Genomic DNA, 12077 nt, shown 5'->3' on the forward strand with positions numbered 1-12077 from the left:
GCAGCCGAGGTTCTTAGAGGTGGGCATTTTGCCCACCTCTTTTCTCTGCAAATAATCGTTTGAAGAGGAAAATATTACACTAAAGGGACAAACATGCTCTACGGCTTTTCCAGACGCAATTTCATGAAATTGAGCAGCGCCTCGCTCCTGGCGCTGGGGCCGTTTGTTCCACGGGCACCATCTGCAAATGGGGCCAGTCCAGTCTCCTCTGTCAAGGGAATGCCAGTGTTCCAGCGACCCCGCCTGCGCTGGTGGTGGCCGGGCGGTTATATTGAACCCTCGCAAATTGAAAAAGAAGTCCGCCAGATGGCGGCGGCCGGATTTGGCGGTTTCGAAATCGCCGACGTCAGGGACGGTGTCACCGTCTCCATGGATCCGGAAATATATGGCTGGGGCAGTCCCAGATGGATTGCCGGTGTCGAGCAGGCCCTGGAGACCGCCGTTGAACTGGATATGAAAGTCGATCTCACCATCGGTGCCCATTGGCCTACCGGCGTGCCGGGGGTGACGCCGGATGATGAGGCCGCCGCCAAGGAAATCGTCCATGGTGCGGCTATAGTATCGGGCGGGGATAAATACTCCGGGTCACTTCCTCAGTCCGGTACAGTACCGGCGGGCGTTGAGCAGACAGGAATTCCAGCTACTGTCACCCCAGAACTGATAGCCGTCCAGGCCTACAAAGAACTCAGAACAAATGAACAAGGCGTGGTACTCCTTGAGAGCTCTTCCTTGATCGATCTCACGGATGCGGTTAGGGGCGGCAGCCTGGAATGGACGGCGCCGGATAATGACGTATGGCATATCATCGCTTACTGGATGCGCGGCACCGGCCAGCTGCAGAATATTTTCATTCGCAACCGGGACCTGTCCATGCTGGCGACGCCGACCCCCTATGTGGTGGATATTTTCGGCAAAGCCGGGGCCGAGGCCTGCATCGACTATTGGGAAGGATATCTTCTACCGCCCCGGACCAGGCAGCTGCTGGCCCGTATCGGCGGCAATTTCTTCGAAGATTCCCTGGAGTTGAGTGCGATCCAGCACTGGTCTCCGGAATTGCCGCGGGAATTTGCCACAAGGCGCGGTTATGATATCCAGCCCTTCCTGCCGCTCTTGACGGTTAAGCCCGAGACCAAAATCGGACTGCCGTTCGGGCCGCAAACGAGACCTGTACCGGCCTATGGTTTTGCTGACGTGGATACGGAACTGTTTTTCCATGATTTCGAAAAGACTTTGGGAGAAATGTATCTCGATAACCGCATTCGGCCGTTGCAGGACTGGGCCAACAGCCTGGGCATGGGGTTCCGTGTGCAATGTATCGGTAGCTCGGTGGATTCCGGCAGGGCTGCCGCCTTCGCGACGGTGCCGGAAGGGGACAACAGCTGCACCATGGATGCCTTCCGCGTCCTGGCCGCCGGGCGAGATATCGGCGGGGGAAAATTATTGTCCAGTGAGGCGGCCACCTTTGTCGGCGGCCAGGCGCATATTGCGGACTGGAAGCTGTTGCAGTTTATGGTGCAGCGTGACTTTGCCGGCGGCGTCAACCAGCTTGTGTTGCATGGGCACAGCTATCTGGATGCTCCGGATGCTGGGTGGCCGGGTTTTTCGGCGTTCGGGCGGGCGATCGGTAACGACTGGGGACCGCGTAGCCCACTATGGACTGTGGCGCCCGATGTTTCTTCTTATCTGGCCAATCTCCAGGCCATTTTGCAGAAAGGCAAAAGCGTCTCTGATCTCGCGATCTTGCACCTGGGAGGCGGTGTCGAGGCCGAACTCGCGGATATGAGCCTGGTTTACGCCGGCTACAGCTATCAGTTTTTCAGCGAGGGCCTGCTTGATCACCCCAATGTCTTTGTCCGGGACGGAAAGCTTGCGCCCGACGGACCAGCCTATAAAGCGCTGGTCATTCATAATGCAAAGGCCATGTCACTCGCCACGGCGGAAAAGATTGTGCAGCTTGCGGCGCAAGGGTTGCCGGTCTTGATCGTTGGACAGTTGCCTACTGATGTACCCGGCCTCCTGGGGGAACGAAAAGAGCTGGAGGAAATTTTCAGCCGATTGGTGAAGCATAAGAATGCGGCGCAGCTCAATGACCTATCGGAAGTCGTCCGCTGGCTGAAAAAGCGTCATGTCGCTTCTTCTGTGAAGCTCTCCAGAAAAGCCCGCATCATGCCGGTTCGCCGCCGGGACACGGCAGGGGACTATTATTATCTGCTCAACGATGCGGATGCGGCGGTGGAGCTTTCCATTTCCCTGGCCGGTCGGGGAGAACCCTATCTGCTGGATATGTGCGATGGCAGTACCGAGCCTATCGTCAATTATGTCCGAACCGGAGAGTATGTGGAAATACCGCTCAAGTTTCTCGCCAGTGAGGCCAAGGTTATTGGACTGGTGAAAGACGGCCAAGTTGAGGTCGCTCATCCAAAAGCGCATGTTGTGAAAGGTGACGGGGAGTGGGGTGTTCGGAACGGGGGCCTTTGTTTCAAGGCGTTCACTCCGGGACGGGTGATCGGCCAACTGAGCGATGGCAAACGTTTTGCCCTGGAGGTGCCCGGAATCAGGGAAAATGTCATACCGGACCAATGGTCCCTGCATGTGGATGACTGGCGTCCGGGTGAGGGGCGACTGGAGACAAAGCATCTAAGTTATGAGCTTACACTCGATGCCTTGAAACCGTGGAGTGAAATTCCCGAGCTGCGCAAGGTTTCCGGTATTGGCAGCTATCGGACCATTATCCCTGTCGAAGGGGGCTGGCGGAGTGACGACGGTGCTGTGCTGGACTTCGGAAAGGTCGGTGGGAGCTGTCGCGTGAGCATCAACGGCAAACAGCTTCCACCCGTCAACCAGATGCATCCGAAAGTGGACGTCAGCAACTATCTGCAGCAGGGAAGGAACCTTCTGGAGGTCACGGTGGCGACAACGCTGAACAACAGGCTGCTGGCTGAAGGGATTACCAGCAACTTTGATATCCGACCTGAGGAGGAGAGTGTGGGTGAGGAAGAACCTGCAAACTCCTCGAGCCCGCTTGATCCGCCTACCGGCCGGCAATTCGGAGCGCCGGTTCAGCAATCCGGCCCGATGTCCTTTTTACCGGGAGCCGGTGTGCCGGGCGGACAACGTACAGAAAAGGAATATGGCCTGATCGGGCCTGTAGTTTTGCAATTTTATAAACTAGTCCCGGTTCAGGACTGAATTTCCATAATTTGAAACGCGTGACACCAGGAAAGGAAACAGTAGATGATTAAAAGAATAATGATTGTTGGCTTGATGGCGGGAGTGTCGCCTCTTACGGCCTGTGCAGATGAAGAGACACCGGCCAAAGGCGCGAAACTGGATATCAGACCCTATGTTGAAGCCATTGATGCCAACGGCGACGGTTACATGAGCCACGCGGAATGGCAGAAGGTTGGAGCGCCGCAAAGTTCATTTCAGATGCTGGACAAAGACAAGGACGGAAATGTCACATTCGAGGAAATGGATTCTGAAGCGCCGCCGCCGGGAATAGATGCCAATAAGGACGGCAAGCTGACGCTGCAGGAAATGCTCGACTTTGACAAGATCATGTCGGAGAAGATGAAAAACCAGGCTCCGCCGCCGCCCAGGTGATTTATCTGACGCAGAAGTAAATTAAAAAAGCAGGCTACCCAAGCCTGCTTTTTATTTGAGAAAATAAATGTGTGAGAGCTACTTCCAGAACAGGCCGGATTTGCCGCCCTTTTTGCGCTTCTTGTACATGTCAATATAGAAGAAAAAGCCAGTGCCACTTAAAAGCAACAGGCTGACGCCCAGAAGCACACTGATGATCCTGCCGATCAGGTCGAAGCTATAGCCCGCATGGAGGTTCTGCAGCACCAGATGGTATCCCGCCGGTTTCGGGAGAGGGGGAAGGATCTGCCCGTTTGCCAGGTCGACAGTGACCTTGGGTCCGAAAGGCATGGTTGAGCCGACCGTTGCCGTGGTCCTGTTCTCTGCAAAAGTCAGGGTAATGGCTTCTGCGGAAATATCAGGCCGCTGTTCACGGATGATGTCAGCGGCTTGGACAATCAAGGTCTCCAGCCGGACGTTGTCCGGCAGGTCCTGGCGCGGACGCGGGGCAGGTGGCGCTTCAGTGCCGGGCGGGGCCTGTCCGGTCAGCCACAAGTCCAGTTGCAGGCCGATGCCGGTAATGGCGACGAAAATGAGAACCAGTGAAGCGACCAGCCCGGCCCATCTGTGGTATCTGCGTAATATCATTTTGGATCTCCCGATGTCTGAATAGATACCCCCGGCTAAAGCCGGGGTCCTATTGCTTACGCAGCGTCCGTTTCACGGCCGCCTGTTACAACTCCTGACGGAGTTGTCCTGAATCCTGTTGTCCCTGGAGCTCCACATATCGACGGATTGTTTCTTCATCAAGGCCGATGCTGCTCACGAAATAGCCGGGTGACCATACGATATTCTCGTTCCAATAGACCTTGCCCAGCCAGGGAAAAAACTTGCGCATCTTCGACGACAATTGGCTTTTGAGACGCCCCATCACATCCGCAATACTGTACTTCGGCGGGATCGTCATGAGCATATGGAGATGATCTTCATCAAAGCCAATTGTCTCTATGTTCACCCCCGGCATTTCCCGAAGCAGCCCCGGCAGCGTCTTGCGAATATACGAACAGACACCAGGCTTCAGGATCTTTCGGCGATATTTGCAGACCCAGACGATATGGTACTGAAGACAGTACATGCTATGTGCAGTTTTAATGACTTCCATAGCTGCACAATATCGCCTCAAGGCTCATTCATCCACGGCTAAAGCCGTGGTGTTCTGTCTTCGACCGCATAAAAAAACGACCCGCAATTTTTGCGGGTCGTCTGATCTATCCAGCTTTAGTAGGAAAATGTTTCGCTGAAGGTGTAGTAGGGGTCCGGAATTGGCGGATAAATGATAGAGGTGCGTTCCGGGCTGAAAGTAGGATAGGAATATTTGGGTTTGGTAAAGCCCGGCGGCATGTCTTTCATACGCTCGCCGGCCTGGACCATGACGTCCTCTTTCTTGTCCAGCCAGTTTCCGTTTTCGATGGAAGGTGTGAAGTCATAAGCCATCTGCAGGTGCCAGATTTTCCACACACCGTTTTCCTTAATGAAGTCGGCGCCGTATTTTTCCCAGAAGAAGGTGCCTTTGACGACGGCTTTCCCGTCTTCAATGGCAGTGAAGAGGCCCATACCCGGTGAATACCAGATGCCCTTGGCGGTTTTACCGTCACCGGCAACCTCGATAACCGGTGTGGTATTGGTATGCATGGCCCATTCATGGCCGGCGCCCAGGTTTTCCGGAATATTTTTGATATTGGGATTCACTTCGCTCAGCGCCTTCAGGGCTTTTTCGCGGTTTTTCTGGTTTTCTTCTCCGTAAGCCCGGCGCACGGTTTCCAGGCCGTTCATCACCCACATAGGGCTGGCGAAAGTCGCGGTTTTGGCATTCGGACCGTCTTTGGCTACCCACAGAGCCTCGATTTCTTCCGAATTCAGGCCGGCAGCATGGTAATAGGCATGTTTGCTCATGGTGTTCTGCACTTCCAGCATGGCCAGGGCCCGTTCGGCCGCCGAGATTGTTTTTCTTTCCGCTGCTGTTGACGGTGTTGCGATCATGCTGAACATGAGTGCCATGAGGCACGCCAGCATCGGCAGGCCTGTTTTCCTGTTATATGTCATTATTTACCTCTCCATATTTCTAATTCAGTGGTGCGCGAATTTTCCCGAAAGAAAAACATTTCAGTTCCGGAAAGACAGAAGCCGCAAAATCCCCTCCCTTATTCATTGTGGGACCGCTCCCAATTCGGGGTAAAACAAAAATTTCAAGGTATGCGTCCATGAAAATAATGAATTTCCTGCTCGCAGTCAGGCTTGGTTACCCAAGTTAACTACACACGATTTGCGCGCACCAGGTCAACGCGATTGTATGAATAATATCTATTGACGATATGTGATGCTTGTATAGATGAGTAGATGCCAATCGCTTGGCCAGTTCCATGGTGTAAGGTATTTGACTTTCTGGTATATCATGACGGAGACCTTGTTATCTGAATGTCTACCTTATTGAACTGAGTCTAGAGTGCGCATTAAGTGCGCACTTTCTTTTCTAACATGCTGTCGAATATAGACTTTCCAGTGCCTCTCGGCCGCACCAATCTTCCCAAATTTTTCTGAATATTCCCAACAGCAAGAAACTTTCTGCTAAACGGGCGGAAAAGCAGGGAACTATTAATTGGTCAGGAAATGTAAACAGGCATTTTCAGGACGACAACTTCGGCCCAAACCCTGCCCCACAACCGACGAAATAAAAACTCCTCGCATCCATTTTCCCGGCAGGGTGTCTTGACGCTGGTTAATGCCGTGCGTCTCCTGGCAAGTGTCACCCCTGACTTTTTTCTGTTCTCTTTTTGAGGCGGTAGTCCAGACGCGCTCGGGTGATACGAAGAAGTTTGGCTGCATTGCTCACGTTGTTGCCAGCGGCTTTCATGGCATTATCAACAAGAATATCTTCCATCTCGTCAAGGGAAAGGCTGCTGCCGATGAACCGGCTTGCGATATCCTGTATGTGCTCTTCTTCTATGCTGGTCCGTTCACTGCCGTTACCTTTCTTTTGCCTAAGACTGCCCTCCTCATCCAGGCGGAAAACGGAAGACGTCATTTTCTCGCCATATGTGAAAAGGTGACAGAGATCAATTGAGCCGTTTTCCGGTGCCATGATGACACCGCGTTCGATCACATTCTCAAGTTCCCTGATATTCCCTGGCCAGTCGTAGCTGAGCAGGGCTTCGACGGCTTTGGACGTAAATCCGGTGACATTTTTCATGTGGATTTTGATGAAGCGTTTCAGGAAACTGTCCATCAGCAGGGGGATATCGTCCCGCCGTTCTCGCAGAGGAGGGATGCGGATGGGGAACACATTCAGGCGGAAGAAAAGATCCTCCCGGAAACGTCCTTCGCTTACTTCTTTATGCAGATCGACGTTCGTTGCGGCAATTACTCTCACATTTATACGTTTTGTTGTTGTGCTGCCGACCCGCTCGATTTCTTTTTCCTGCAAGGCGCGCAGAAGCTTTCCCTGGGACGCCAAGCTCAGTGTCCCGGCTTCATCAAGGAAAATCGTACCGTTATTGGCAAGTTCAAATCGGCCGGGGCGAGAGGTTACTGCACCGGTAAAAGCGCCCTTTTCAACCCCGAACAGCTCTGATTCAATAAGGTTTTCAGGTATGGCAGCGCAATTGACGGCAACAAACGGGGCGTCTGCGCGATTGCTGATACGGTAAAGGGTTCTGGCGAACATTTCCTTGCCGACCCCGGTTTCACCAAGGAACAGAACAGTGGCATTAGTTGGCGCCACCCGTGAGAGCATGTGGCAAGCGGCACTGAAACGGGCGGATACTCCCACCATTTCCGTATAGGGGCTGTCGATTTCCTCTTTGCCGGGCAAGGCGTTGACATCGGGCGTATATTCATCCGGAACACGTTCCTTCGGAGTGAGTGGGAGGGAGCTTTTTCTGACCGTGACGGGCTCCATTTCTTCCACTTTTTTGTTCACAAACGGCTGAGGTTTGAAATATTTGAGGTCGTTTTCCGGATTTTCCCATTCACTTGCCGGCTTGCCGATCACTCGGCAGGTTTCATGCCCCAGGGCACTGCACTGCACTTCACGGAACAGGATGGGACGTCCCATTGTCACGCTGGCATACCCGCTGGCATATCCTGTCTGCATCCAGCATACGGGTTCCGAACCGATGCCGTAGTTGTTAATGTGGACCTCGCCTTCAGAGGAGTCACGCCAGACAAATTCGCCATAGAATTTGCCTTTGGTGACATCGATCTCAAGCTTGACGGGCTCGACAATGACTATTCCCTCCAGGGCATGAAGCTGCGGGCCGGCAAGGAATAAATCCATGATGTCATCCTGCTTGCTGCGCACTTTCATGGCAAGCTGCGCATCCCGCGTTCCACAGGTATATCCCATTCTTGTCAACAGGCCCCGTGCTGTCTCGATCCCGAATGCTTCAATCAACTCAATGCGTAAAGCGCCCATGGAATAGGAATCGATCAGGAGCATTCTCCTGTTGTCAAGCCAGATCCGGCCGTCATCGGGCGAGAAGTGAAGCCGTTCGGTGAGGTCGCCGATCTGGGGCAGGAGAGCAGAGGTCTCGGGATCAATCAATGGTCTCGAAGTGTCGACTTTTGAGGCGCTGGAAGCGGACTCTGCTGGGGATGTGTCTGACATTCTTGGTGTCCTTGTTACATTCCGAACTCAGGTTCATATTTTTGTTAATGGTAGGGAGTGAAGTTAATAAAATTATGAACTCTGGTTTTTTCAATGAGATCAAAAAAACTTCAGGCTGGCAATTTATTTTGTTGCTAATTTATCTTCCTTCGCCCTAATGGTTCTATAATGTATTGAAAACAAACAATAAAAAAATGCATAAGAGGTCGGGAATATAATTTTTTTCCAATTATCCGGCTGTATTTACCGTTATTGGCATCTCATTTGCATATTTAGTCCCGGAGGCTGAAAAAGTCATAATATCATAAATACAATATTGTCTGGGAGATAATTGTATGTGTTTGCATATTAAGTTGCAGAGGAGAGTCGAAAGTTTTGGGGGAGTGTTTTTCAGATTTCTTTTCGGGATCGTCCTTCTGTCCTGCTTGCCGGGAAACGTTCTGGCGGAAAATATAGCTTCTGAGCCGGAAGGGGGGCTGCAGAGCCCTGACTACAGGCTAGTGCCGGATAATCTCTATGATGTGGATTTCGATGATTTCCGCCATGGAATAGCCACCGGTTATTATGGAACAATTTTGCAAACCAGTGACGGAGGAAGCCACTGGAACAGGGTAAGATCCGACACTTCTGAGCTGTTGAGGCGCGTAGATATGGTGTCTGAGAACAAGGCTTGGTCAGTGGGGCATCGCGGCGGTATTTTTTATAGCGGGAACGGCGGACGCGACTGGGAGCTGCAGGCCCGTATCGAAGGAATTTTCCTGCGTGATATTTCCTTCTCATCGGAGCGGAACGGATGGGCGGTCGGACATGAAGCCACGATCCTGCACACCCGTGACGGCGGGAAAAGCTGGATTTCTCAGAAATTGAAAGACTATAGCGGCCGCGACCTGCCGCGCCTGAACGCGATTAAGGCTCTGGATGAGAACACTGCGGTGCTGGCCGGGGAATTCGGTGTTGTGGCGATAACCCATGACGGCGGCGAGAACTGGCACATTCTGCCGTCCGGTGTGAAAACCACCCTGACGGCTGTTGCATATGCCGGAGACCGGGCGGTCGCAGTTGGCCTTGATGGGGTTGCCCTCGATATATCCCTCGATGATACAGGACGGATTGTTCCGCTCGAGACCGGTGTGAAACAACATCTGTTTGATCTTGCCTTTGACCGTCAGGGGCGAGGCGTTATCGTCGGGCAGTCCGTTCTGTTGCGGTTTGAGGGAACCCGGGTTTCCCTGATGGAGGCTGAGCCGGATGTGGAACTGCCCTACCGGTGGTTTCATGGTGTCGAGGTATTGCGTGACGGCGCAATTTATGCCGTTGGCCTGCAGGGCAACATGATCAGGGCCCGCTCTTCACAGTCCGGATTCCACCGGATCGCGAGGCTTGGCGACCCGGCTTCCGTGACTTCCGTCGTTTCCCCGGAAAGTGAAGGAGAGTAAGATGGCTGCACAGAAACTGTCCCGTTTTGTCGTTCGTTTCCCGGTTTGGTTCATTGCTGGAATTCTGCTGGTCTCATCCCTGTTGGGCTATTTTGCCTGGTCCGGGCTCTCGCTGAAGGTTGTCCTGGAGGAAATGCTGCCTGTCGGGCGCACGAATGTCCAGCTGATCCAGAAATTCGGCACCCAATTCGGCGGTGCCAATACCACCCTGATTGCCCTGGAAAATGAAAACGGCACCATTTATGACAGGGAATTTCTGGAAAATTATATGAAGATTTCCGATGAGATTTACTTTCATCCGGAAACCATTCGCCATCTCGTTCAGTCTCTGTCGCTGAGGAAGACCAAGGCGGTAACCGGGTCTGGGGGACGTATCCAGATTGATGCCTTGATGTGGGGTCGGGCGCCTGATACGGATGAGAAAATGCAGCTTTTCCGTAGAAACGTGAAAGCGCAATATCAGGGTTTCCTTGTTTCCGATGACGAACGCTCCGCCATGATCGTTGCCGACTTCAAGGATGGCGCCGATTATGAGCAGCTCGTCAATTTCATCGATGACATCCGGGTAGCGGCGGCAGAGGACGGTATCAAGGTTTATGCCGTGGGCCGTCCGATCCTGCTCGGCATCATCTACAGGGCCCTGGACAAAACGCTCCTCATACTTGCCATATCCGTTCTGTTTGTTGCGGCGATTCTGTATGTCTATTTCCAGAATTTGATCGGGGTTTGCGTGCCCATCATCAGCGCAACCATGGCGACATTCTGGGGGCTTGGGGCAATGGGGTATGTGCATTACAATCTTGATCCGTTACTCATTTTGTTGCCGGCATTTATCTTTGCCATTGTCCTGTCTCACAGTGTCCAGTTTATTTCACGGGTGTTCGAGGAGTTTTCCGAACATCACCATATGCGCGATGCAGTCCAGCATGGTCTGGCAAAACTGATGTTCCCGAGCATGGCCGCCATTGTCACCGATGCGGCCGGTTTTACGGTTCTGGTCCTTGTGGGGATTCCGAGCATTCAGGCCCTGGCGGTAATTTGTACGATCTGGCTTCTTGCCATCGGTCCGTCGCTGATCTTTTCTGCGGCCCTGCTCTGCCTGCTGCCGCGGCCCGGCAAATACCGGACTGGCATCCATCTGGTGGAGCGGGTCTGGTCTGCAATGAATCTTGAAAAGCACGCCTTTGCAGTGACGGTTGCTGGACTGCTGGCCCTGGGCGGCGGCCTGTGGGGGTCGGGATATCTGACAATCGGTGATGCCACGGGAAGCCCGATATTGTGGCCCGGGGATCAGTATAACCGCGACAATGAAGCGTTGAACAAAAGTTTCTCCGGCCTTGGAACAGACCTGATGCAGGTCTATATCGAGGGAGGCGACAACACCATGCTTGATCCTGAAGTCTATCATCGAATAGAGGCTCTGGATCGCCATGTCTATGAAACCGTCCCCCAGGCCCGGCCCGCCCAGAGCCTGGTGCCTGTAATCAAGAAAATCAACAGCGTCCTGTACGAGGGCGACCCGAGCTATGAAATTGTTCCGGAAACAACCGAGGAAATAGGGTTCAATATTTACCTGTTCCGTTCAAAGGGCGAGCCGGGGGATTTTGCTGCCTATACCAATCCGGAGTGGCAGATCGGAAATATTACCATTCCGCTTAAGGACCACTCCGGCCAGACAGTGGACAAGGTTATTGCCGAGGTTGCCGGTTTTCTCGGGAAACAGCCGGCGCTTGGGAATGGTGCCAAATTCCTGTTTGCCGGCGGTCAGATTGGCATTGCCAAGGCTGTGAATGATGAAATCAGAGCCTCTAACAATACTGTTCTTATTGCCATTGTCCTTGTCATTACCTTCTGCGTTTTCGTTCTGTATCGCTCGGTTTCAGTAAGTCTGGTCCTGATAGCGAGCTTGGCGGCGGCCAATTTCATTACCTACAGCTTCATGGCTTTCAAGGGGATCGGGCTTAGCCTCAACACACTTCCCCTGACAGCCCTGGGAGTGGGGCTCGGGGTGGATTACGGCATCTATATGCTGGATCGCATCCGGGAGGAGGCCCGCGTACATGACCGCCACTTTGAAGCAGTGCGCGGGGCCATCAGAACATCCGGGAACGCCATCTTTGTTACTGCCATGACCATGGTTCTGCCGCTTATTCCATGGTTCCTGTTTTCGGCCCTGCGATTCCAGGCCGAAATGGGGTTGTTGCTGGGTATGGTGCTGTTTCTGAATATGATCGGGGCGCTGGTTTTTGTCCCCGCCGCCGTTCTTTACCTCAAACCGAAAGCAATCTTCGGTGATCCTGAAAGCGGAAATTTCAAAGAAAAAAAGTCGTCAGAAATTGAAACATCAATGATGAACGACAGCTTTCAGCATCAAAACACAGGGAGTTGATAACGTT

The 12077-nt window shown here is 53.0% G+C and carries 8 protein-coding genes; 4 read left to right on the top strand and 4 right to left on the bottom strand.

Features of this window, described 5'->3' with window-relative positions; all coding sequences use genetic code 11:
• Nucleotides 1–225 precede the first annotated feature (225 nt).
• Together FIV46_RS07785 and FIV46_RS07790 are read left to right on the top strand one after the other, a co-directional pair.
• Complete coding sequence (locus FIV46_RS07785) at nt 226–3189, top strand: glycosyl hydrolase (RefSeq protein WP_181163111.1); 2964 nt, start codon at nt 226–228, stop codon at nt 3187–3189.
• 45 nt (nt 3190–3234) lie between these two features.
• Nucleotides 3235–3603, top strand: a complete 369-nt coding sequence (locus tag FIV46_RS07790) for an EF-hand domain-containing protein (RefSeq protein ID WP_139940175.1) — start codon at nt 3235–3237, stop codon at nt 3601–3603.
• 78 nt (nt 3604–3681) lie between these two features.
• On the opposite strand, the gene FIV46_RS07795 is transcribed toward FIV46_RS07790, so the two are convergent.
• The 4 genes from FIV46_RS07795 to FIV46_RS07810 form a co-directional block, all read right to left on the bottom strand.
• The gene (locus FIV46_RS07795) at nt 3682–4230 is read right to left on the bottom strand and encodes a PepSY-associated TM helix domain-containing protein (protein ID WP_139940177.1); all 549 of its coding nucleotides are present in this window, start codon (nt 4228–4230) and stop codon (nt 3682–3684) included.
• An 85-nt stretch (nt 4231–4315) separates the two neighbouring features.
• Nucleotides 4316–4744, bottom strand: a complete 429-nt coding sequence (tnpA, locus tag FIV46_RS07800; protein ID WP_139940180.1) for an IS200/IS605 family transposase — start codon at nt 4742–4744, stop codon at nt 4316–4318.
• 116 nt (nt 4745–4860) lie between these two features.
• Nucleotides 4861–5685, bottom strand: a complete 825-nt coding sequence (locus FIV46_RS07805) for a nuclear transport factor 2 family protein (protein ID WP_219845995.1) — start codon at nt 5683–5685, stop codon at nt 4861–4863.
• Nucleotides 5686–6385: 700 nt separating this feature from the next.
• Nucleotides 6386–8245: a sigma-54-dependent Fis family transcriptional regulator gene (locus tag FIV46_RS07810; RefSeq protein WP_219845996.1), complete on the bottom strand. Its 1860-nt coding sequence runs from the start codon at nt 8243–8245 to the stop codon at nt 6386–6388.
• A 335-nt stretch (nt 8246–8580) separates the two neighbouring features.
• On the opposite strand from FIV46_RS07810, the gene FIV46_RS07815 reads away from it, so the two are divergent.
• Nucleotides 8581–9681 (top strand): WD40/YVTN/BNR-like repeat-containing protein, encoded by a 1101-nt coding sequence (locus FIV46_RS07815; RefSeq protein WP_139940182.1) that lies wholly within the window; start codon nt 8581–8583, stop codon nt 9679–9681.
• Between the two features lies 1 nt (nt 9682).
• Nucleotides 9683–12070: an efflux RND transporter permease subunit gene (locus FIV46_RS07820; RefSeq protein ID WP_139940184.1), complete on the top strand. Its 2388-nt coding sequence runs from the start codon at nt 9683–9685 to the stop codon at nt 12068–12070.
• The last annotated feature ends 7 nt before the right edge of the window (nt 12071–12077 follow it).

This window comes from Emcibacter nanhaiensis (assembly GCF_006385175.1).
GTDB lineage: Bacteria > Pseudomonadota > Alphaproteobacteria > Sphingomonadales > Emcibacteraceae > Emcibacter > Emcibacter nanhaiensis.

Excerpts from the sequence above, each read along its gene's own strand:
- FIV46_RS07790 (WP_139940175.1), top strand. The coding sequence starts at position 3,235 with ATGATTAAAAGAATAATGATTGTTGGCTTGATGGCGGGAGTGTCGCCT.
- FIV46_RS07795 (WP_139940177.1), bottom strand. The coding sequence starts at position 4,230 with ATGATATTACGCAGATACCACAGATGGGCCGGGCTGGTCGCTTCACTG.
- tnpA (WP_139940180.1), bottom strand. The coding sequence starts at position 4,744 with ATGGAAGTCATTAAAACTGCACATAGCATGTACTGTCTTCAGTACCAT.
- FIV46_RS07805 (WP_219845995.1), bottom strand. The coding sequence starts at position 5,685 with ATGACATATAACAGGAAAACAGGCCTGCCGATGCTGGCGTGCCTCATG.
- FIV46_RS07810 (WP_219845996.1), bottom strand. The coding sequence starts at position 8,245 with ATGTCAGACACATCCCCAGCAGAGTCCGCTTCCAGCGCCTCAAAAGTC.
- FIV46_RS07815 (WP_139940182.1), top strand. The coding sequence starts at position 8,581 with ATGTGTTTGCATATTAAGTTGCAGAGGAGAGTCGAAAGTTTTGGGGGA.
- FIV46_RS07820 (WP_139940184.1), top strand. The coding sequence starts at position 9,683 with ATGGCTGCACAGAAACTGTCCCGTTTTGTCGTTCGTTTCCCGGTTTGG.